Here is a 23,565-nt window from a genome sequence, read left to right on the forward strand (position 1 = left end):
AAGATGTCCGTTCCCGAGATCCTCTGGTACATCGGAGCAAACGACGGAGAGGTGCCGTGGGATCCGCGGCACCGGTTCGAGCCGTCGTTTTCCGCTCTGCGTGAGCAGGCGCGCACTCTCGACCGACTCGGCTACTACGGCGCGTTGACAACGGCCCGCGAGCCGATTTCGCTTGTCGCAGATACCGAACGGCTGCGCTTTGTCGTACCCGAGTATCCCGGAGTCAAACCACCGGCGCTGCTTGCCGAGGAGGCACAGGTCTTCGATCAGTACTCCGGCGGCCGGTTGATCTACAACCAGGTCAACGGAGCCGATCCGGTGTTGGCGCGGTACGGACGATTTCACTCCAAGGACGAACGCTACGGCGTGTCCGAGGAGTACTGGCCGCTGTTCAAGCGGCTCTATCTCGATGAGGCGCAGGCGTTCTCGGGTGAGCACTTCGAGCTCGGTCCGCGATACAAGCCGGCCATCGCCGGACCCCGTCAGCCTGACGGGGTTCCGGTCTGGGGTACCGGGGCCTCCCCTGCCGGAATCTCGCACGCGGCAGAGGTTCTCGACGCCTACCTCATGTTCATGAGCCCGGCTGAAGCGATGTCGACGCTGTTCACGAAGGTCAGGGCAGCAGCATCCGACAAGGGCCGCGAACTGAAGTTCGGAGTATTGGCCAGCGTCATCGTCCGGGAAACGGAAGAGGAGGCCTGGGAGCGGTTCGAATGGCAGCTGTCCCAGACCTCACCGGAATCGGTGCTCAGCACCGCAGACCGCAATCTGACCAGCTTCGGGTTCCCGCCGTTGGCGGAACTCACCTCCGACGACGCACAGGTGCAGGCCCGGATCGACGCTCTGCGAGCCGGCCGCCTGCCCACCCGATCGGAACTCGAGTTTGCCCCGAACATGGCTGCCGGACTGACCACGTGGTCCGGCGCCGAACCACCATTCGACGTCGCCGGTAAGGGCACCGGCAATTACCTCGTGGGCAGTGCCGACAACGTGGCCGCGCGCATGCTCGAGATGAGCGAAAGGGTGGGCATCGACATCTGGATCCTGTCCGGGTGGCCACTCATCCGCGAGGCCGAAATCACTGCCGAACTGCTTTTCCCCAGGCTCGGCGTGACAGCTGCGTTCGGAGCAACTGCCGGTGTCTGATATTTCGACATTCGAGTCTTTCCTCGCTCCTAGTGGACACGAACCGTTCCCGGTGCCGTGGTCCTCGGTGCGGGAACGGTTCGAATCCGTTGCAACCGCAGTGCCTGACAACATCGCGGTGGTCTGCCGCGGTAGCAGTCTGAGCTATCGGGAGCTCCACTCGCTTGCAGATGCCCACGCCCGGGCCTTGGTGGGTCATCTCGGTAGCGATCGACGCCCCGTTGCGCTCGACACCACCTGCAGCCTCGACTGCGTCGTCGCGCTTGTCTCCGTGCTTCTCTCGGGACATCCGCTGGTGCTGCTCGACTCGCAACTGCCCGAGGATCGGCGCCACAACATTCTCACGCGCTCGGGTGCTGCTCGCATTTCCCCGGCCGAGTTGGCTGCATTGCCCCGACATCCCGAACAGCCACTGCCCGCTGTCAGCGAGAGCGACTGCGCAGTACTACTTTTCACATCCGGTTCCACCGGTACACCGAAGGCAGTCCGCCAGGGCCACCGACTGTGGCTCAACCAGGCGGCGGATTTTCACGCCACGCTCGGCATCGGTTCGGGCGATCGGCTGGGAATGGCGTTGCCGATCAGCTTCGGCGGCGGACTCGACGTCGTGTTCAGCGCACTACTCAACGGTGGCGAACTGCATTTTCTCGATCCCCGCGAAGTAGGTATCGAGGAAGTCCCGCAGTGGATTTCGAGCCACATGCTGACCACGCTGCACGCCACCCCCTCACTACTGCGCGCAGTCATGAAGGTGTGCGCCGGCACCGCCACACTGACCGGTCTCCGCTTGGTCACCACGTGCGGTGAGGCAGTGCACGGCGACGACGTGACCAGGCTCCGCACCTTGCTCAGTCCGACTGCGTCGTACTGCAATCTGTCGGGTTCCTCCGAGACCGGCAATCTCGCGTTCAACGAATTCCCCCCTGGCCGCGACGTTCCCGACCGGGTACTTCCCGTCGGCGTTGTGGCCGCCAACAAAGTGGTGCGGTTGCTCGGCCCAGACGGCGCCGATGTGGCGCCGGGTGAGGTCGGCGAAATCGTCGTCGAATCGCCCTATCTTTCCGAAGGTTATTTTGTCGAGCGAGACGGCACCGCTACGGCAGAGATCACGAAGTTCGGCCGGGCAGCAGACGGCACACGATCGTTCCGGATGGGCGATCTGGGCCGATTCGACCAGCACGGACTGCTGCACCTGGTCGGCCGGAGCGACGACGCTGTCAAGGTGCGCGGCTATTTGGTTGAGCCGTCGGAAGTGGAGTCGGCACTGCGACGCCTGCCTGCTGTCGAAGATGCCGTTGTGCTGGCTCGGCAAACAGACTCAGGCACCGTGCTGGTCGGATACGTTGCCGTAGATCCCGCTACCCGCGCGCCGTCTGCGGCAGACTTGCGACGAGATCTTCGAAAGACTCTGCCTGACTGGATGATTCCTGCCAATCTGATGCTGCTTCCGGCGCTACCGCGCAACGAACGCGGCAAGGTGGACCGCGGCGCTCTTCCAGCGCCCTCCCCCAGGCCCGCCGTAATTCCCCCCGCCTTGGGTGTCGAGTCCGAACTGGCAGCACTGTGGTCCGAGATCCTCGGGATCGAGCAGATCGGCCGGGACGACGACTTCGTCTCTCTCGGGGGCGATTCCCTGCAGACTCAGCAGATGCTCACCCGTGCCGGCCAGAAGTTCGGCGCCGAACTGTCGTCGGCAACCTTGGCCAACTTCCCCACCCTGCACCAGTTTTCCGCACATCTCGAGCAGGCCGCCACAGGTACGACGCTGCGCACCCGTGTGCTGGTGCCGTTGCAGACCGGCGGCACCGGAGACCCGTTATTCGCCTTTGCCGGAGCAGGTTCCACCGCGCTGGCGTTGCTGCCACTGGCGAGGGAACTCGGACCTCAATGGACGGTGCACGGTCTCCAGGCCCACGGACTCGAAGGCCGCGGATTCCCCGATTGGACGGTGCGCTCAGCAGCGAAGCGCTACCTGCGCGAGATCCGCCAGGTACAACCGCACGGCCCGTACACCTTTGTCGGTCACTCACTCGGTGGTGTGATCGCAATGGATGTCGCGCGTCTACTCGAAGCCGAGGGCGAAACCGTCAACGCGGTGATCTGCCTCGACACGATCCTGAGTGGACCACTGGGTTCGGGAATTCTCGATCTGTCTCGCAGTGAGCCGGATTCGGGTGAACAGTCGATCCCTTCGCCCGAACCTGCTCCCACCGATCGTCGCACGCTGTGGAAGACTCGCGCCATGTTACTCACGGCGGGACTGTGGCAGTACCCGGCGCAGACGCAGTGGGATCTATTCCACGATCTGGGTCGACGCGTCGCGCTTATGCACCGTTTGCAGCCGTGGGACGGCGCAGTATCGGTTGTCATGGCAGAAGACAACCCGGATGACCCCGCGTGGTGGACTCGAGTTGCACCCGACGTTGTTTCGGTGGAGCGTGTGTCCGGCGATCATGTCGGCATGCTCCGGCCGCCGTATGTCGCGCACACTGCCGCACTCGTGCGCGAGGCGCTGAAGTGAGCTTCCGGGCCGCAGTTCTGGTCATCGCGCATCACCAGCCAGAAGTCTTTGCCGCACTCGTTGATTCACTGCGCCACCCGTCTATCGACGTCTATGTCCACATCGACGCCAAAGCCGATCTCGCATCGTTCGAGGCCGTAGTGCCGGAAAGTGACGGGGTGACCTATCTGCGCGACCGTCGCTCCGTGAACTGGGGCGGGCTGAGCGTCGTGCACGTGATTCTTCGATTGATCGAGCACGCGCGATCCTCCCGCAACGAGTATCAGCGGTACGCCTTGCTATCGGGTTCCGATCTGATGATCGCGCCGATCGAGGAAGTGCTGGCGGCCTGGCAGAGTTCCACCGAGTTCATCCGAGTTGACTGGCGACTGACCGGCCCCGGTGCGCAGCGCGCCCATCTGGTGGACCGTCGACACTTTCCGGACGACAGGTCCCCGCTTCGCGCGCGACTGTCCGGGCGCATTCCGCGGAAGGTGGATCCGACTATCGAGCTGTACCAGGGATCAACGTGGTGGGCACTGACCGCCGGCGCAGTGGATCAGGTCACCGGATTCATCGCGGAACATCCGCGATGGCTCGACTTCCATCGGCACACACTGTGTTCCGACGAGATAGTTTTCCATTCGATCCTCAAAGCCGCGCCGCACGCGCGTCGGATCGTTCAGGACGTGGAGCAGTGCGCCGACGTCGACACGTTCATCGCCGACCCGGTACATGCGCTTCATCACATCGACTGGTCTGATCGCACTGCGCTGAGCCCGCGGGTACTCGGAATCGACGACGAACCGACACTGCGTGCGTCACGGGCACTGTTCGCCCGCAAGGTCGACACGACCTCGACGGCGCTGATCGACGCTTTTGCCGTGAACTCGGATTCTCTCCGATGAGCCGCTTGCCGACCCGTCGCCTGAGCGCTGGACTCGAGTCCAATGCCGCGGCGCTGATGCTCTCGTCCGTGGCAACAGGTGCACTCGGCCTCGTGTATTGGGCAGTGGCAGAACGCTTCTTCAGCACGGCAGAAGTCGGTCGCGCGTCGGCGGTCATCAGCACGGCAACCATGCTCGCTTCGGTGTCTTGCCTGTCGCTCGGCGGTGCATACCAACGTTTCCTTCCCGTCGCCGGACGCGCCTCGACGCGTCTGGTCCTGGGCGGGCTGGCACTGACAGCCGCCGTGGCCGTTCTTCTCGGTTGCGGTTTCCTGCTGGTCAATCCGACCAACGAACGCCTCTTCACCAACACGACCGAGCGCGTCGCCTTCCCGATGTTGGTGATGACACTGGCGATCTACGCTCTGACCGACCCGATCCTGACGGGTCTGCGGCTGGCGAAGAGTGTTGCGGCCAAGAACATTGCACTGTCGGTACTCAAGATCGTTCCGATCGTCGCACTGGCGGGCACGGGATCTACTCTGGCCCTCACCGGATCGTGGGGTGTGCTGGCGTTCGGCGTCACCGCGGTTGCGCTGGTTCACATTCTGCGTACCGGTGTGCGTGGCCGGAAGGCAATCGCGCCAGACCTGCCACCGGTGCGAGAACTGTGGGCATTCCAGGGCGTCTTCTTCACGATGACGCTTGTGCTCACGGTGACGCCCCTTGTGCTGCCACTGATCGTGGTGTCGCAGTTGGGCGCCGAACAGAACGCCTATTTCAACGTGGCCTGGACCATGTGCTCGGCAGTGGGATTACTCCGTAGCGGAGTCGGTTCGTCGTTCATCGTCGAAGCCTCGTCGCCCGATGCCGACCGTAAAGCCCTGCTGAGGCGGTTGTTGCGAATGCTCGCGGTGGTGACCGCGGTATCTGCTGCGGGGCTGGCGATCGGTGGACCACTGGTTTTGTACGTGATCAGTCCCGACTACTTCCACGCGGCAACAACACTCGTCCTCGTGATGGCGCTCGATTCGATAGCCGGAGCTGTTGTCGTGGTCTATTTCCTTCTCTCCCAGATCTTGCGACGACTCCGGCTCATGTTGGCGGTCCAGTGCGTCATCGTCGTCACCACGGTGTCGCTGGCACTGGTCTTGATTCCCCGGCTAGGCCTGATCGGGGCCGGACTGGCAACGCTGAGCGCTCAGTTGGTCGCCATAGCGGTGATCGCGGTGCCACTGCGCCGTGCGGTCGTCGACTTCTCGGCCACCCCGGGGGTCGCGAAATCCGACCCCCGTCACCTCAACATTCAGGACCTCGATATTCCGGAACCAGACGTGCTGGATTCTGCAAGAACCTAGTGCGCTGCTCGCACTTTCGCGAGCGTCTCGACTATTTTTCGTCCGGTGAACCGGACGGTCTCGACGCCCGGGCGTCGTATCACCACAGAGGCAGCCGGGCGCGCGATGTCCGCCAACGCCCGCACCGCCGCCACGGGCAACGGCCCCGGCGGTACCTGCGGCCACAGCAGCGCAGTCAGCGCCTCGTCCGAAAGCGGCCGGACGCCAATCGACTCCGCGTACTCGCGAGCGATCCGCTGGTGCGCAATCCGCTGCTGCGACCCGTGCACGGCACTGACCTGGTGGGGGTAGATCCGGTACTCGTATCCGATCATCGCCACGTTTGCGAGACGACCGAACTCCGAGAGTTCCGCGAACATCCGGTAGTCCTCCGCGTGAGCGAACTCCGTCCGGAACTCGAGACCACTGCGGTCCAGGATGGGCTTGCGGATCATGACCGATGCGCCGCAGTGGCAACTGCCGAGCAGCAACCTCTGCCGGCAGGCCGCATCCGAACGCGGCATCCGAACCCTACCCAACATTGCCCCGAACAGTTCGTAATCGGTACCGCACGACACTATCGACGGATCAGCCGTCAACACTGCCAATTGGGCGGACAACCGGCCGACACCCATCCTGTCGTCGGCGTCCATCCGCGCGAGGAACTGCCCCCGCGCTTCCGCGAGACCTCGGTTCAGAGCACCGACCAGTCCGGTGTTGTCTTGGCGCACCACCCGCAGTCGCGGATCGGACACCGACGCGAGCACCGCGCCAGTGTTGTCGGTGGACCCGTCGTCGATCACGAGTAGTTCGAAGTCACGGAAATCCTGTGTAAGAACCGAATCCAGCGCCTCGCGCAGGTAGGGCCCGGCGTTGTAGGCGGGGATCAGGACGGTGACCAGCGGTGCGCTCATCGGTGCCCTCATCGGTGTCTCAGAATCGCGGAGTACAGGCCTGGGGTGTACTTCACCATCACCGCGAACACAGCCTCGCGGCGGTGACCGGTGCGTACCAACGGAATCACGTCGTCCGTCGAAATCGACCGACGCACACGGGTAATCGCTTCGTCGTAGAGTTCGGGCCGTGTCGGCGACGCGTGGCGGGCGCGCATGGCCACGTGAGCCACGGACGTCAGCACCTCGCGGTAGCGGAAGGCGCGTATCTCATTGCCCCACGTCGTGCTCAGAGAATGGTCGCCCAGTGCAGTGTCGATGTCGCGTTCGACTTTGAACAAGTCCAGCGTACGCGGGGTGAGCGAGGTACTGATCGAGCCCTCACGGTAGAGATACCGATACAGCGGCTCCTCAACCAGGGCAACTCGCTCGGCAGCCAACGACATTCGCAACACGGGCGCCATGTCCTCGTACCCCTGCCCCTCGTCCCATGGGCGCTCCCCGAGTAACTCGCGGCGGAAGAGTTTGGTGCATGCGTAGGCTTTTGCGTCCCCGAGAATCAGGCGTCGCGCAAACTCCTTGCCAGACACCACCATCGCGTCGAACGGCGCCTCGTCGATCTGGATGGCTCGACCGGATTCGTCGACGCGAGTTGTTCTGGTGCAGGCGAAGTCGGCCGACGCAGTGATCAATGCCGACTCGAGTCGCTCGACAAAATCGGGTGCCGCCTCGTCGTCACTGTCGAGGAACCACACCAGATCCTCGGTCACAGCACTCAGGCCGGAATTGCGAGCGCGCCCCAAGCCCTCGTTGCGCTCGTGGACCACGGACGTGAAATCGACACCACGTGAACGCAAGTACGACTCTGCACGCGCCATGGACTCGTCGCCACCGCGATCGTCCACCAGAACGATCTGCGTAATCGGACGAGTCTGCTCGAGCACCGAACGAAGGCAATTCTCCACGTACGGCAAGCACCGATACACCGGCACAACCACACTCACACCGGCAGGGTTACGGTTCACCGATCACTCAGGTCTCTCGATAGAAAACACCAACAGAAAGTTAGGATAACCTAGGTTCCGTCGAAATGGGGTGTCACCGTCGCCACCAGACCATGGTGATCCGAACCCTCGATCTCGATCCGCTCGAAGTGCGTCACTGTCGCCCTGTTCGTCACGATGTGGTCGATCCCGATCAACGCCGGATACCACGTGTCGGCGGGGAAAGTCATCACAAACCCCGCGCCCGTCTGCTCCGCGGCATCGGTAAAACCGTTGGTCAGGATCGCACGAAAACGGCTGTGCGAGTATGTCGAATTGAAGTCGCCGCCAACAATCATCGGCTTGCCGTCGGCCGCCTGCTCGTGCAGCAATCCGTTCAACTTGCCCATCTCCGACGCCCACATCCAGGCAGGGGACGGATAAGGCGGCATCGGGTGCACCGAGGCCACCGTCACGCTGCGGCCGTCACCGATATCCGCTGTTGCGACGAGATTGGACATCGCGAAACGGCCCAACGACTCCTGCTCCGTGAGCGGGAAGCGACTGTAGATTCCGGTACCACCGCCGCCGTCCTTCGGCTCGACGAACCGGTACGGCAGCAATGCAGCGAGACCATGCGTGTCCAGCTGCTGCACCGCTGAGTCCGTCAGTTCCTGAATGGTGAGTACGTCGATAGAGTGCGAGCGAACCTGCTCCACCAACGCACCCGGATCGGCCTCCCCCAGGCGGATATTCGCCTGCATCACCCGGATTCCCTCTCCGGCAACCGTGTCCGGCGTGTTCGAGACAAACAGCGGCGCCTGGGTGAACGCCCCCGCCAACACAACTGCAACCCCAACGGCGAGAGTCCGCCATGATCGCGTTGCTGCCAGTACGAACAGACCCAACAGACCGACACCGAGCATCAACGGAACAAACGACGACGCGATGATCAACGTGTTGGACTCAGGCCCGACATAGAAAACAATCACGCCCAGCGCTGCCACACCGACGGCGGCCGCTCCGGCGAGATATACCGCCCGCCGAACTATCCGGCGGCCGCCGGTCACAGAACTCGTGGTCGGCTCGGGGTCGGCGTCGCTGTTATTCGGCACCCATTACCTCGAGCCAGGCACCCACCTGCGGGTCCGATGCCAGATCCACGAAATCGATTGCCGCTCCCTCGAATCGCCAGCGCTCGACCAACGACATCAGCCGCACCGAATCCAGGCCAAGGTCGATCAGGCTCACGTCTTCGGTCAACTCGTCAACGGGGAGATCGAGGACCTCGGCAAGATCGGAGATGATGCGCTCGCGGGTGAATGCAGTGGTCATCGGTGTTCCTTTTCGAGTTCTGTTTCAAGGTCTGGTGTTTGCAGATCTGGGGTCCCGCCGGTTACTCGCCGTAGTGACCCGAGCACCACCGTCGACAGTAATGCGACACCGCCGAGGGTCAGGCTGTAAACGACAACAGCCGTCGACGGCAGGAAGGCTGCTCCGAATGCGCCGGCAATCAATGCACCGACCGAGAGTCCGGCAACTTCCTGTGCCGCCCACAATCCGTTGACCCGCCCCAGCAGTGCTGTCGGCGTGTGGGTCTGGATGATCGAATACCGGAGCACTTCCTGAACGGAGGTGACGGCACCCACCACGACCAGCAGGAGAACAGCCACTACCAGTCCTGTGGCCAATCCGACCAGGGCTTGCACGGCAAAAGCCGCTACCAGTGCCGCCATCAGCACTCGGCCCGGATGTGCAAGGCGGCCAAGCCAACCGCTGGTGACGGTGGCCAGCACCGCACCGATGGCGCCGGCCGCGTACAACATGCCCACCGCGCGCGAGTCACCCGTGAATCGTTCGTCGACGAACCCGGGAACCAGAACGAGGACACCGCTGCCGAGCATCGCGATCACACCAACTGCCATGACGCCGCCTACCACGCGGTGCCCGAAGATGAAGCCCGTCACGGACACCGGCGGTTCGCCGTGCCCGGACTCGTGGTCGTGCTCGTGCCCCGGTGGCATCATGGACGGCAAGCCCGAGAGCAGCACGATCGTGATCACGGTTCCGGCGGCCGCAACCCAGTAGTTCCAGGCCACCGACGTTGCCGCGATCAACAATCCGCCGAGTGCGGGGGAAATCACGGCGCCCGCCCGCGCACTGAGCACGTTGAGCGCGCCGACACCCACCAATTGGTCCTTGGGGATCAGACTGGGGATGACGGCAAAGAGCGCTGCGATACTGATCGAACCGATAAGCCCGTTGACAACGGCAAGCACAAAGATTGCCACCGTCGACGGATTCTCGAGCATCGCGTTGAGAGCCAACCCGACAAACGTCAATCCGGATACTGTGCGCGCAAACAGAATCAGGGTCTTCCGGTCGTATTTGTCGGCAAGTATTCCGCCGACCACCATGCCGCCGATGGACGCACCGCCTTCGACGGCTGCCACGAGACCGACCATGAAGGACGATTCCGTGAGCGCGTACATCTGGATCGGCACACCGACCATCAGCATCCCGATACCGAAGATCGAGATGGTACGGGCAATGAACACTCTCCGGAACGGCGCGCTTTCGCGCAACGGCCGTAGGTCGAGTAGCACTCCGCGTTCGCTCATCGCTAGCCCGCTGCGCCCTTCGCGACCGCGTCGGAGATGAGCGGCATGACCTGGTCGGTAGCCCAGCCGAGCGAGAGCGCCGACGGGAATCCGACGGCGTTGGGCAGACCGGTGTTACGGGCCAGCGACACCACGGCGCCGTCCTGCACGGCAGGCAACGCGTTCCAGCCCTCGAACTTGGTGAGGTAGCCCAGATCTCCGGTGGGTGAGACGACAAACAGCACGTCCGCGTTCATGTCTCCGACATTCTCGTAGGACAGGATGCCGCGACCGTCCGCGTCGACGGGAAGCGTCGTGGCATACGGGCTCAGGACCAATCCGAGCGAGGTGAGGAACTGGCCGATACCGCGTTCGTCGGAGGCCAGCACCGACAATTGGCCGCCGGTGTCGCCGATGATCGCGTTGTACGTCTTGCCCGCGATCGTCGGGTTATCGGCGCGTGCCTTGGCCAGATCCGCTTCGGCAGCCGCGATCACCTCTTCAGCCTTGGCCGGGATACCGAGTGCGGCAGCAACTTTACGAGTCGAGTCCTGCCACGGCTCGCCGTTGGCCTTGGTGTCGAAGTGGACCACCGGGAACTGCTTGCTCAGCTGGTCGTACGCAGCCTGGTCGAGTCCCCAGAAACCGGTGGAGACAATGATGTCGGGCTCGAGCACAGCCAGCCGCTCGGTGATCGATCCGGCACCCGTTTCCATGTCGAGGGTTTCGGGTGTCTTTCCGCCGAATGCCTCTACCTGCCACGGCCACACTCCGGAGCCGCCGGTCGCGGCACGGTTCTGTGCATCCACCGGAATCGCGATCGGCGTGACGCCGAGCGAGAGCAGAATGTCTGCGTCCTGCGGGGAAAGCGGCATCGCGCGGGTCGGGGCGGACTCGATGGTCGTCTCACCGAACTTGCCGGACACCGTCACCGGGTACTGGCCGGCGTCGGCGCTCGCCGAGGTGGGCTTGTCGGCGTCGGTTGTACCTGAATCGGACCCGCACGCCGTAACACCGAGCAGAACGGTTGCCGCGGCCAGCGCTGCACCGATCCTGCGATTCCATCGAGAGTTCATACCGCTTCCTTCGTAGTTGGGGCTAGTACTTCTGCCAGTTCGCCCAACGAACCGGCGGCAAAGACCTGGGCGGCCTCCACCTCGCAGCCCGCCTCACGCAGCCTGCTCATCACAGCCATCACGCCGATGCTGTCACAGCCGAGCGCAAAAATGTCGTCGCCGAGTCCCACCTGATCGAGCCCGACATGCTCCGCCACCACCCGGCACAGGATCTTCTCGATCTCAGTCACCGGTTCGCGATACTCCCCGATGGGCGCGATCTCCGGACGCGGCAGGGCCGCTCGATCGATCTTGCCGTTCGGCAACGTCGGTATCTCGTCGAGAACCACAAATGCAGACGGGATCATGTAGTCCGGCAACACCGCGCTCAAGGACCGCCGCAAGCCCGCGTTGTCGGGTTCGATCCCGTCCGCCACGACGTATGCCACGAGTGCCCGGGCACCGATATCATCGCGGACCAATACCAGTGCGGCACCGATTCCTTCGGTAGCGAGCAGCGCGGCCTCGATCTCCGCGGGTTCGATGCGGTAACCACGAACCTTCACCTGGTCGTCGGTGCGACCGCGATACTGGATGTGCCCCGACGCCGTCCACTTGGCTCGGTCGCCCGTGCGATACATCCGGGTTCCGTCGGCGGCAAATGGGTCTGCCACAAACCTTTCCGCGGTTCGTGCGCGTGCGCCGAGGTACCCGCGCACCACACCGTCGCCCGACAGGTACAACTCGCCTTCGACGCCAACCGGAACGGGGCGCAACCACTCGTCGAGAATACGAGCACGCGTATTGCCGACGGGCCGACCCGCGACGGGCGACGTGCTGTCCGACACCCGCGCAACCAGCGCGTCGACGGTACTCTCACTCGGTCCGTACAGGTTGTACGCCTCAACTCCGTCTTTCTCGCGCAACAGATTCCACAGCGGCTGCGAGACGGCCTCGCCGCCGAAGCCCAGTGATGCGGGCACGCGGGTCCCGTCCAGCAGACCGTTGTCGATCAGCTGAGCCAGGTGCGACGGCGTCACTTCGACGAAGTCCCACTCCTGCTCTCGCGCTTGTTCGACCATGCGACGCGGATCCCGCTGTGTCGTCTCGTCGACAACGCACAGGGCGTGGCCGTCGAGCAGCCACAGCTGAGGCTGCCACGACGCGTCGAACGCAAACGACCACGCGTGTCCTACTCGCAGTCGATCTCGCTGCGCCCGTTCCTGCGTCGGGACATACAGGTCCGCGCGATGACTGTGGAACAGCGTCACCAGGCCACGATGCGGCGCGACAACGGCTTTCGGTACACCGGTCGATCCGGAGGTGAACACGATGTATGCCGGATGATCCTCTTGCAGTGGTGCGAGTCGATCCGCGTTGGTGACCGGCGTTGAGGGCAGCTCATCGAACTCCAGGCTGTCCATCGCCAGCACCAGCGAGGCAGGAATCCGGTCGACAAAGGCTCCCACCGTCAGAGTCACTGCCGGCGAGACGGTTTCGAAGATCGCGTCCAACCGCCCTGCCGGAGCGTCAGGATCACACGCGACATAGGCGCCACCGGCAGTGAGTACCGCAAGGATCGCTACGACGCTCTCCGCCGAGCGCGGCAGCATCAGCGCCACCACAGTCTCGGGGCCGACGCCATGCCCGATCAGCACACGTGCCAATCGGTTGACCCGCGCACCGAGTTCTCCGAAGGTCCAGGACACGTCACCGAAAAGCAATGCTGTCTCGTCGGTGTAGCGAGCCACCGCCGTGTCGAACAGATCCGCCGCCGTAAGAGTCGGCACCACAATCGGATTGACACCCCACGCAGCCTCGATCAGTTCCTGATCCGCAGCCGGAACAGCTACGATCTCGGACAACCTGCGCTCGGCGGACAGCGCCGTGAACTCCTTCAGCACCTGCGCCAGCCCGTCAGCCAACCGCTGGACTGTGCTGCGGTCGAAGAGTTCCGAGCTGTACTCGATCATGCCGACCACGGTGTCGGCACCCGCGTACTCGACAAAGTCGAACGACAGGTCGAACTTTGCTGTCGTCACCTCGATCGGCTCCGGTGTCATTGCCGCGCCCAGGCTTTCGGCCGGGTTGGGCTCAGTCAAGTACACGATCATGGTCTGGAACAGCGGATGCATCGACCGCGACCGCTCGCCGCCGCCCAGCACCGAGTCGACTACCTGCTCGAACGGCAAGTCCTGATGCTCGAAAGCACCGAGATCACTGTCGCGGATTCGGTTCAGGAGCTCTGCGAGCGTCGGATTACCCGACAGATCGGTACGCAACACCACCGTGTTGAGGAAGAACCCGACCAGATCCTCGAGTTGTGCATCGCCGCGTCCGGAAACCGGGGTTCCCAGCGGAATATCCGCGCCCGCACCGGACTTGTGCAGAAGTACGGCCACTGCTGCCTGCGCCAGCATGAACATGCTCACGTTGTGCTCACGGGCCAACGCTCGCAGTCCCACAACCACTTCGGGTTCCCAGGCCAGATACACAGCGCCGCCGACGTAGCTGGTCCGGGCAGGCCGCGTCCGGTCGAAGGGCAGTGACAATTCTTCCGGCAAGCCCGCAAGGTTCTTGCGCCAGTAGGTCTCCTGCGCAGTGGCAAGACTCTCCGGATCTTCGCGGTCTCCGAGAATCTCCTGCTGCCACAGTGTGTAGTCGGCGTACTGAACCGGCAACGGCGCCCAGCCCGGGCTCTGGCCGAGCTGGCGCAGCGCATAGGCCGACATCAGGTCACCCAGCAATGCGCGGGTAGACCATTCGTCCGTCGCGATGTGATGGATCAGCAGCAGGACGACGGTATGTGTCTCCCCTGCGTTGTCGAATTCGAACACCGACACTCGCACGGGAATCTCACGTTCGAGGTCGAAGCTGTACCGCGAGGCGTGCGCAACTTCTTCGGTGACGTCGTCGGCCGACACCATGTGCCGGTGCACCGGCACGTCAACGGCATTCTCCGGCACAACCACCTGGTACGGCTCGCCGTGCGCAGAGTGAAACACCGTGCGGAGCGCTTCGTGTCGAAGAACGACGTCCTGGACTGCCGCCGCCAGCGCGGCAACATCCACCGATGCCGGCACCCGCCACGAGATCGGCACGTTGTACGCGCCGCCGTCGACGCCCAGCTGGTCGAGGATCCACATCCGCCGCTGGGCAAACGAGACCGGCACCCGTTCCGGACGCTCCCGACGTCCCAGCGTCGACGAAGTGCTGCTTCCGGCGTCGGCAGCCAGCACGGCCAACTGCGCGACCGTTGGTGCCTCGAAGACACTTCGCACGGCAAGCTCGACACCCAGTTCACTGCGCAATGCATTGACCAGACGAATGGCCGTCAACGAGTGGCCGCCGAGAGAGAAGAAGTCGTCGTCGATTCCCACCGTTTCCAGGCCGAGCGCCGACGCGAACACCTCGCACACCTGGCGTTCGAAGTCCGTCCGCGGTTCCCGCGAGGAGACAGCGCTCTCGAAACTGGGCCGCGGCAGCGCCTTTCGATCCAGCTTTCCGTTGAAGCTGACCGGAAATTCGTCGACCGGAATCACGATTGCCGGGATCAGGTAATCAGGAACCGAGCCGCTCAGAGCATTACGCAACGTCGTCGCGTCAACCACGACGCCGACCGCCGTCATGACGTAGCCGACCAGTACGGCCTCTCCCTCGGGGTTTCGATGCACCGCGGCGACCGCCCGAGTCACGTCGGGATGTCCCTCGAGGATCGTCTCGACCTCACCGAGTTCGATGCGCAAACCGCGGATCTTGACCTGATCGTCCAAGCGGCCGAGGAATTCGATGGTTCCGTTCTCGGTCCAACGAACCAAGTCACCGGTCCGGTACAGCCGTGAACCAGCATCGCCGTACGGATCGGCCACAAAACGATCCGCGGTGAGCGCGGACCGGCCCAGGTAGCCGTACGCCACCTGCACTCCGCCGATGTACAGCTCGCCTGCCACACCGGCAGGAGTCGGCTGCAGGCTCGAATCCAGAACGTAGAGTTCCACGTTCGATCCCGGGCCACCGATCGAGGAGGATCCGGCGGGGTCGACTTCCAAATCACGAGCAAGGTCTGCTGCCAGGGTGACCTCGACGGCGGCCTCTGTCGGCCCGTACAGATTGTCGAGTCGCACGCCTGGTAGCGCAGCAGCAAATCGTGCGACGGTTCGATTCTGCAGCGCCTCACCGCTGCACACGACACGACGCAACGATGTCACGGCGGATATCTGCTCGGTGAGTGCCTCTTCGAGCATGGCCGGAACGAAGTGCGCGATGGTCACGTCGTTCTCGCGCAGCAACTGCACCAGCGCCACCGGATCCCGGTGGGTGTCCGGTCCTGCGATCACGGTGGTTGCACCGTTCACACTGGGCCAGAACAACTCCCAGACGGAGACATCGAAGGTGGTCGGTGTCTTGAGAACGACGCGGTCCGTTGGCACCACGGGTGATTCCGCTTGCACCCAGGCCAACCGGTTGACCACGGACTGGTGGGACACCAACACGCCCTTGGGGTTTCCGGTGGAACCGGAGGTGTAGATGAGATACACCGGGTGAGCCGCAGTCAGGGCGCTACGACGCTCGGTCACCGCGTCACCACTGAGCGCCTGCAACCGAGCCTGCACTACCGGTGCGTCGACATCGGTCCGGGCAACACCACCTGGCAGGGTTACGGCACTGGTTGCGAGGACGCGCACCGGCCAAGCGTCATCGAGCATGTACTCGATCCGCGACGGCGGCAACCCCGTGTCGATCGGCAGGTACGCCGCACCGGATTTCACGACCGCGTGGATTGCCACGATGAGATCTGCCGAACGCGGTACCGCAACGGCCACCACGTCGCCGGGACCGGCACCGTCTTCGATCAGCAAGCGGGCCAAGCGGTTCGAGCGTGCCTCGAGCTGGGCGTAGTCGATCTGCTCGCCGAAGGCCGACAGAGCCGTGGCTGTCGGCGACAGCGCCGCCTGCCGCGAGAGAAGGTCACCGATCGTCACGGATTCGACCGCGGCGCGTGGTCCGACGCCCACCGCGAGTCGGTGCGCCCGCTCACCGGCGTCCACCAATTCGACAGCCCCGACCCGCGAGGACGGCGCGGCCGCAACCTGATCGACAAATCGCGACAGGACGGCCAGGATCATCGCCACCCGCTCACGATCGAAAAGGTCTTCGGCGTACTCGGCGATGACGGTCACTTCACCGGTATCCGGCGCGTCGACAAAGGTGACGTTGAGATCGAACTTCGCACGCACGTTGGTCAATTGCTCCCAACGAGTGGGCACACCGAGGAAGTCCGGAAGAACTCCGGCGCGTTGGAGATAGCTCACCATCACCTGGAACAGCGGATTACGGCCTTCGACGCGTGGCGGTGCCAACTCCTCGACCACCCGCTGGAACGGGATGTCCTGGTGGTCCATCGCGCTGAGGTCGGCGTCGCGGGTGCGGTCCACCAGCTCGCCGAACGTCGGATCTCCCGACAGGTCGGTGCGCAGCACAACGGTGTTGACAAAAAACCCGACCAGGTTGTCGAGCGCGCTGTCCGAGCGACCGGATACCGGGCTACCAACCGCAATATCGTTGCCACCGCCCAGTCGCGAGAGCACCGCTGCTGTAGCCGCGTGCAGGACCATGAACATCGTGCCGCGGTGATCGTCGGCTATGCCACGCAGTTTCTGCACGACTTCGGAGCCCAGGGTGATCTGGACGTTGCCTGCAGTGCCAGTGGGCTGAGCGGGGCGCAGTCGGTTGGTCGGCAGGACTATCTCGTCCGGCAGTCCGGCAAGGCTCTCGCGCCAGAATCCGAGCTGGCGATCCGACAGATCACCCGACAGTAGATCGTGTTGCCACAGTGAGTAATCCGCGTACTGCACGGGCAGGGGTTCCCATGCCGGAGCCTGTCCCTGTGTCCGGGACAGGTAGGCGCGGGTGAGGTCACCGAGCAACGGTGCGTCCGACCATTCGTCGGTCGCGATGTGATGGAGCACCAACACAATGATGTATTCGGTGGGCGTGATCCGCACCAGCGTGACGCGCAGCGGTACATCGGTGCGGAGATCGAAGTTGGCCGTCAGCCGCTCGATCACCAAGCCCTGCGCCGTCTCCGCATCGGCGCCGACAATCTCGAGACGGGTCGCATCCGAGACGTCCACGATCTGCTGGAACGGATTTCCATCGACGATTCCGATGACGGTGCGCAAACTTTCGTGACGCCCCACCACGTCCTGCAGAGCCGCTGCCAACGCGGCCTCGTCCAGCGCGCCGTCCAACCGGGCCACGTGCGCGTAGTGGTAACTGAGGCTGTCGTCCTGAAGCTGCGCGAGCATCCAGAGTCGTTCCTGCGCTGCAGACAGCGGCACGAACTCGGGCCGGTTGCCCACGACGATCGACGGTTGTGCACTTGCCGCGCTGGGCAGCAGTTCGGCAATCAGCGCCGGCGTGCGAGCCTCGAACAGATCCCGAATCGTCAACTGCACGTCGAACTCCGCACGCACCCGCGAAACCACCCGCATCGCGATCATCGAATGCCCACCAAGTTCGAAGAAGTCGTCCTCGGCACCAACCGAATCGAGTTCCAGCAGGTCTGCGAAGACGTCGCACAGCGCCTGCTCTGTTGCGTTCTTCGGCGGTCGCGACGACGCCCCGGTGCGAATCTCCGGCATCGGGAGCGCCTTGGCGTCGAGTTTGCCGTTCACCGTCATGGGGATTGCGTCGATGATCTGCAGAGTGCTTGGCACCATGTAGTCGGGCAGCTTTGCTCGCAGGTACGCGAGCACAGTGGCGGCGATGTCCGGGTCCGAATCATCCGTCGTCACCATGTAACCGGCAAGACGTTTCATACCGGGGACCAACGGGTCTTCCACCGCAACAACCGCTGCGGACGCCGCCAGAGGATGTGATTCGACGGCCGATTCGATCTCGTGCAGTTCGACGCGGTAACCACGAATCTTGACCTGGTCGTCGATGCGACCGAGGTAGTCGAGGTTTCCGTCGCGCCGCAACCGGACGAAGTCGCCGGTGCGGTACATGCGGTCGCCGCCGAACGGATCGGCAACAAACCGGTCGGCGGTGAGGTCGGTGCGCCCCAGGTAGCCGCGCGCCAATCCGACACCGGCGATGTACAACTCGCCGGCAACTCCGTCGACGACGGGACGAAGCCACGCGTCGAGGATGTAGCCCCTGGTCGCACGAATCGGAGTTCCGACGGTGGGTGTGACGCTGTCGTCAGTGCCGGCGCCGAGGGTGTTGATCGTGTACTCGGTCGGCCCGTACAGGTTGTACCCGAGCGTTCCCTCGCTCTCGCGCAAGCGGTTCCAGACCGAGTCCGGGACCGCTTCGCCGCCGAGCAGCACCAGCGGCGGACGATGCCCGGTGCGGTTGCCGTCGATCGGTTCGCGGTCGAGCAGGCCCTCGGCCAGCAATGCCGTTGCGTAGGTTGGTGTCACGTTGACCACGTCGATCTGCTGCCGGTCGCAGTAGTCGACCAGGGCATTCGCGTCGCGGCGCAGGTCCTCGTCGCAGATGTGCACCTCGTGGCCTTCTACGAGCCAGAGCAGCTCCTCCCACGACATGTCGAAGGCGAAGGAGACGGTGTGCGCCACCCGAAGTCGACGCCCACCCTCGGCAGCCACAACCGGTTCGAAGATCTTGTCCTGATGGTTGCGCTGCATGTTGGTCAGGCCGCGGTACGGGGTGAGAACGCCCTTGGGCTTGCCGGTCGAACCGGAGGTGTAGATGACGTAGGCGGGGTGATCAAGGCGCCCGACGCGACCCGGCGCAAACGCACCGAGCTCCGCCGCAGTCAGCGGGCTGGTATCCCAATCATTGCTTCCACCAAGGAGAATCGACCGATCAGCGGGGAGGCTCAATCGCGCCGCCGCAGCTGCATTGGTCACGAACAGGACCGGCTCGGCGTCTTCGATCACCGTCGCGAGGCGATCGTCCGGCTGGTCGAGTTCGAGCGGCAGGTACGCCGCACCGGCGCGGAGCACCGCAAACAGTGCAACCACCATATCGACGGTGCGCGGGAGGCCAAGCGCTACTACCGATTCCGGACCGCCGCCGCGAATGATCAGTTGGCGGGCAAGTGCTTCGACTCGGCCGGCCAGTTCCTGATAAGTGACCCGCTCGTCACCGAATACCAGTGCAACCTCGTCCGGAATGGTTGCGGCCCGCTCGATGAGCATCTCGGCGATCGTGACGTCTTCGACAGCGGGTAGCGGCGCGTCCCAGGACAACGCCGCACGCCCCAATTCGGTCGGGGTGAGGGCAGGAACGGCTGCGACCAACCGGTCACCATCGTGTGCAACCGTTTCGAGCAAGGTGATGAAGCGATCGTGCAAGGCGTGAGCGCGGGTGGCATCCACGATGTCGTGACGGTAGTCGATCTTGACGTGCAGTTGCTCACCGGGCGAGACCACCACGGCCAGCGGGTAATGCGTATGGTCGAGGCTGTCCTCGGCAACGATGTCGTGGCGGGCCGACTGCGCCGCCATCTCGGTCGCGTTCTTGAAGTTCTGCAACACGAACAAGGTGTCGAACAGTTCGGTATGGCCGGTGGCACGCTGAATTTCGCCGAGCCCGAGGTACTCGCATTCCATCCGCTCGACGTACTCGTCCTGCATCCGCCGAAGCAGCTGCGAGACGGTTTCCCCTGGAACCAACGTCACTCGCACGGGCACCGTGTTGAGGAACATGCCGAGCACACTCTCGAGTCCGGCAATCTCGGTCGGCCTACCCGCCACTGTCGAACCGAACACCACGTCGGTGCGGCCCGATTCCGCAGACAGCAGTAGTCCCATGACCGCATTCATCAACGCGTTCAGCGTGACTCCGCTGCGCCTGGCCTGCTCACGCAGTGCCGCAGTCAGTTCCGCGTCCACGTAGGACTCGATACGGGTAGGCACCACCGGGGCGCCGCCCTTGGCGCCGGCTGCGATCAGCGTCGGGTTCTCGAATCCCTCGAAGTTCCGTCGCCACGCCTGCGCTGCAACGCCTGGGTCGCGGGAGTCGAGCCACGTCAGATAGTCGGTGAACTGAGCGCCGGCGGCTGGTACGGCATCACCGGCGTAACGGGCCAGCAATTGGTCGACAAACAGTGCGCCCGACCAGCCGTCCCACAGGATGAACTCACGGTTGATCACCAGACGGTCGATGCCGTCGCCCAGGTGGATGAGCAGCATGCGCCACAACGGTGGTGCGGTGAGGTCGAACGGACGTGCGCGGTCGGCGGCTGCCAACTCCTCGGCACCGGTCTTCTGCTCGGCGGGCGAGAGCATCGACAGGTCGGCTTCGACAAAAGGAACTTCGAGTCCGGTTCCGATGAACTGGACCGGGTCTCCCAGACCGTCGTTGGTGAATCCAGCTCGGACCGTGGGGTTCTCGTCCAGAAGCGAGGCTGCAGCGCCGCGCATCCTGGCCACGTCGATGCGATGGCCGAAGTCCAGTGAGAACTGTGCCGTGTAGATGTCCTGGCCGGAATCGAACACCGACTGGAAGAACAATCCCCGCTGCAACGGCGAGAGCGGCCAGATGTCTTCGATCACCACGTCGCTGACGGATTCGACGAGTTCGATCTCGCTCTGGGTGAGTGCGATGTGACGCAGATCGGACGGGGTGAGCCCGGACGTCGCACCACCTTCCACCAGCGCCACCAACTCGCGCAGCGCATCTCGCCACAAGCCCGCCAGGGTTGCCAATTCCGCGTCGTCGACACCGAAGTCGGATGCAAACTCAACCGTGGCACCACCGGACTTGTCGGCATGCACAGCGATGTCGAGGGCGTACCGACCGATACGGTCACCGCCCGTGCGCACCAGTACCTGAGGCTTCGGCAAGGCGGCCAATGCAGGTCCGGCCTGAACGTTGGCGTAGCGCAGTAGCGGCCAACCGGAACCTCCTGCGGCCCTTGCTCGTTCCTTGGCCGACCGTAGAGCGCTGTGCGCATCGTCGGTCAGCACCAACCGAATCGGAGACGTGTAACCGAGCGGCCCGACGGTACGGCTCAGGTCGACATCGTCGCCGGCTCCCCACGGTTGACGACCGTCGCGCCACACGTCGACGGTGAGTTCGCCGGCACCGTCGACGCGCTTCGTCCAACGGGACACTGCGAGCGCGGTGGCCGCGGCCCACACATCTGCCGGTTCACCCTTGACCAGGCCCGGCACTCGCGTTGTTGCAGTGTCAAATTCAGCGGGCGTCAGCAGCTCCGTCCGGGCTGCCGGTGCACCCGCGGTGTCGGTTGCCATCACAAGATTTGCACCCGGCGCCAGCACCGACGTCCAGGTGACCAACTCGGCCAGACGGCTCGGCGATATCGCTTCCTCGGCAAACCGTCGGGCGTGCGCCTTCAGTGACGTGGGCACGGGCGGCAGCACAACCTTGCGCCCCCTGGACACCGCCCGGAGCGCGGTGGCAAAGTCCTCCGTGACGACCTTCCAGGACACGTCGTCGATCAAACCTGCTGCGGCAGTGAGGATCAGATCGCCATCGGCCGAGCAGGAGACACACAGCCCTCGACCGGTTGCGGGGTCCGGAACAACATCATCACCAATCAGCGAATCCACCTTCACCGCATCGGGTTCGGCTATCGCAAGCATCCACAACACCGGCACGGGCGCAGTAAGAGTCGCTCGCAACCCGTGGTGATGAGTGACAATCGCCTCGACCGTGTCGACCAACTGCTCCCGGGTCAGATTCGCAGGAGCGGTAATACGGTGCTCACGCAGGGTGCCGGCAACAGGCTGTCCGTTGTCACGGCGGGCAGCGAGACTCGGCAGCAACGTCAGTGGTCCCGCGCCGTCCTCGTCGTGAGGACGATCCGCAGCCGCGACGTCCAGTCCGTCGACGTCGTACGACCACACGGACTCGTCGACTGCCTCGAGGAACGAGTCGATGAAATCTCCGAGACTGTCGGCAATCTCGTTGCAGCGCTGCGCATTGTCCGGGTGACTGCGAAGCCCGATCTCGATCGGTTGGCCCGACTTGTGCAGCAACACGATGAACTCGAGTTCACCGACCGGCCCGGACGCAAGCATCTCCACGTTGGACTCTCGACCGATGGTGAAACGGGAGGTCGAGTTGGGCATGATGTTGATGCCGATGCCCGGCGGCCGCCAATCCGGGTTCCTGGCAGCCAACTCGCGGCCGATCGCCTCGCCCCGGTAACGGCCGTGCTTGAGCAGTTTCCACATCTTCTGCTCGGCGCTCGTTGCGATATCCGCGAGTCGGGCCTGCTCTCCGACGTCGATACGCATCGGAAGCACGCTGGCCACCATGCCGGGCACGGCCCGCAATTCACGCGTTCCGCGGGCCGTGGTTGGCAGGCTCAGCACTACGTCGGTGGTGCCGGTCGCTCGCGCGACATAGCCGCCGAGCAGCGCAATCACCAACCAGGACAAGCGCAGTCCGTGTACCTTGCCGTACTCCTCGAGTCGCTGACGGCGTTCGAGGTCGAGCGTGAGAGTCACACTCGTGACGCCGGGCGCCGGTGGGTGGTCGACGGTGATCAACCGTGGCGACGTCGGAAGATCGCCCAACTCGGCAATCCAGTAGTCGCGATCGTCGTCGATCGTGGTGCCGGAGGTGTATTCGACATCGGTCTCGACGAACCTTGCCAGCGCCCATTCTGCGCTCAAATCCGGTGCGGTGCCCTCGACGTATGCACGCATGATCTTGTTCAGAACCAGCGCGATGCCGTAGCCGTCGTTGATGATGTGGTGGTACTGCTGGTACAGCCGCATCGTGTCACCGTCGATGAGGTGCACGGCAAAGGTGAACAGCAGGTCGGTCGCCAGGTCCACCGGCGATTCCATCCGCTCGCGCATCCACCGCAGTGATGCCTCTCGCGGGTCGGCCTCGGCGCGGAAGTCGATGACGGGCAAGTCCAAGTCGCGGCTCTCGCGCGCAATCTGCACCAGAGCGCCGCGAGCATCCACGTCGAAGTTCACATGCAGTGTCTCGGCCTGATCCAGCACAGAGCGGCAAGCCTCGACCACTCGATCGATATCGACCTCACCATGTGTCTCGGTGTAGATACCGGTGTTGTAGAGGTGACCCACCGAGTCCAACTGGTGCCCGAAATAGATGCTGCGTTGGGCCGCTGTCACCGGGAATTCCGACTGCACTGTATTTTTCTCCAAGACTTCAAGATCCACTGTTGGCTCACCAGCGTGGACAACTGC

Annotated in this window: 11 protein-coding genes; 4 read left to right on the top strand and 7 right to left on the bottom strand. The window is 63.9% G+C overall.

What is annotated here, in order from left to right:
• Positions 1 to 3 precede the first annotated feature (3 nt).
• Genes FEZ60_RS16785 through FEZ60_RS16800 form a run of 4 tightly spaced genes read left to right on the top strand, consistent with a single transcriptional unit; the run spans position 4 to position 5,891 of the window.
• A complete protein-coding gene (locus tag FEZ60_RS16785; RefSeq protein ID WP_116103552.1) occupies positions 4 to 1,146 on the top strand; it encodes an LLM class flavin-dependent oxidoreductase in 1,143 nt (380 codons plus the stop codon).
• Entirely contained in the window at positions 1,139 to 3,667 is a 2,529-nt protein-coding gene (locus tag FEZ60_RS16790; RefSeq protein WP_172936544.1) for a non-ribosomal peptide synthetase, read from the top strand. Before FEZ60_RS16785 ends, FEZ60_RS16790 begins: the two co-directional genes overlap by 8 nt.
• Complete coding sequence (locus FEZ60_RS16795) at positions 3,664 to 4,554, top strand: beta-1,6-N-acetylglucosaminyltransferase (RefSeq protein ID WP_172936545.1); 891 nt, start codon at positions 3,664 to 3,666, stop codon at positions 4,552 to 4,554. Before FEZ60_RS16790 ends, FEZ60_RS16795 begins: the two co-directional genes overlap by 4 nt.
• A complete protein-coding gene (locus tag FEZ60_RS16800) occupies positions 4,551 to 5,891 on the top strand; it encodes a polysaccharide biosynthesis protein (protein ID WP_172936546.1) in 1,341 nt (446 codons plus the stop codon). The genes FEZ60_RS16795 and FEZ60_RS16800 overlap by 4 nt, the downstream gene beginning before the upstream one ends.
• On the opposite strand, the gene FEZ60_RS16805 is transcribed toward FEZ60_RS16800, so the two are convergent.
• From FEZ60_RS16805 to FEZ60_RS16835, 7 genes are all read right to left on the bottom strand, one after another.
• On the bottom strand, positions 5,888 to 6,784 hold the full coding sequence (locus tag FEZ60_RS16805; RefSeq protein WP_172936547.1) for a glycosyltransferase family A protein: 897 nt from the start codon (positions 6,782 to 6,784) through the stop codon (positions 5,888 to 5,890). The two genes, FEZ60_RS16800 and FEZ60_RS16805, sit on opposite strands and share 4 nt — an antisense overlap.
• A gap of 8 nt (positions 6,785 to 6,792) precedes the next feature.
• Entirely contained in the window at positions 6,793 to 7,767 is a 975-nt protein-coding gene (locus tag FEZ60_RS16810) for a glycosyltransferase family 2 protein (RefSeq protein WP_346343368.1), read from the bottom strand.
• Between the two features lie 71 nt (positions 7,768 to 7,838).
• Positions 7,839 to 8,861 carry an endonuclease/exonuclease/phosphatase family protein gene (locus tag FEZ60_RS16815; protein WP_346343369.1) on the bottom strand — a complete coding sequence of 341 codons (1,023 nt, stop codon included), beginning with the start codon at positions 8,859 to 8,861 and terminating at the stop codon, positions 7,839 to 7,841.
• The gene (locus FEZ60_RS16820) at positions 8,851 to 9,081 is read right to left on the bottom strand and encodes a phosphopantetheine-binding protein (protein WP_033231646.1); all 231 of its coding nucleotides are present in this window, start codon (positions 9,079 to 9,081) and stop codon (positions 8,851 to 8,853) included. The genes FEZ60_RS16815 and FEZ60_RS16820 overlap by 11 nt, the downstream gene beginning before the upstream one ends.
• Positions 9,078 to 10,367, bottom strand: coding sequence for an enterobactin transporter EntS (entS, locus tag FEZ60_RS16825; protein ID WP_172936549.1), 1,290 nt, complete (start codon positions 10,365 to 10,367; stop codon positions 9,078 to 9,080). The genes FEZ60_RS16820 and entS overlap by 4 nt, the downstream gene beginning before the upstream one ends.
• 2 nt (positions 10,368 to 10,369) lie before the next feature.
• On the bottom strand, positions 10,370 to 11,422 hold the full coding sequence (locus tag FEZ60_RS16830; protein WP_172936550.1) for an ABC transporter substrate-binding protein: 1,053 nt from the start codon (positions 11,420 to 11,422) through the stop codon (positions 10,370 to 10,372).
• On the bottom strand, positions 11,419 to 23,538 hold the full coding sequence (locus FEZ60_RS16835; protein ID WP_346343370.1) for an amino acid adenylation domain-containing protein: 12,120 nt from the start codon (positions 23,536 to 23,538) through the stop codon (positions 11,419 to 11,421). The genes FEZ60_RS16830 and FEZ60_RS16835 overlap by 4 nt, the downstream gene beginning before the upstream one ends.
• Positions 23,539 to 23,565: the final 27 nt, after the last annotated feature.

It is taken from the genome of Rhodococcus sp. MS16 (assembly GCF_013277795.1).
GTDB lineage: Bacteria > Actinomycetota > Actinomycetes > Mycobacteriales > Mycobacteriaceae > Rhodococcus_F > Rhodococcus_F globerula.

What these genes read in the sequence shown, in the direction of transcription:
- FEZ60_RS16805 (WP_172936547.1), bottom strand. Translation starts at nt 6,784, where the DNA reads ATGAGCGCACCGCTGGTCACCGTCCTGATCCCCGCCTACAACGCCGGG.
- FEZ60_RS16785 (WP_116103552.1), top strand. Translation starts at nt 4, where the DNA reads ATGTCCGTTCCCGAGATCCTCTGGTACATCGGAGCAAACGACGGAGAG.
- FEZ60_RS16820 (WP_033231646.1), bottom strand. Translation starts at nt 9,081, where the DNA reads ATGACCACTGCATTCACCCGCGAGCGCATCATCTCCGATCTTGCCGAG.
- entS (WP_172936549.1), bottom strand. Translation starts at nt 10,367, where the DNA reads ATGAGCGAACGCGGAGTGCTACTCGACCTACGGCCGTTGCGCGAAAGC.
- FEZ60_RS16830 (WP_172936550.1), bottom strand. Translation starts at nt 11,422, where the DNA reads ATGAACTCTCGATGGAATCGCAGGATCGGTGCAGCGCTGGCCGCGGCA.
- FEZ60_RS16800 (WP_172936546.1), top strand. Translation starts at nt 4,551, where the DNA reads ATGAGCCGCTTGCCGACCCGTCGCCTGAGCGCTGGACTCGAGTCCAAT.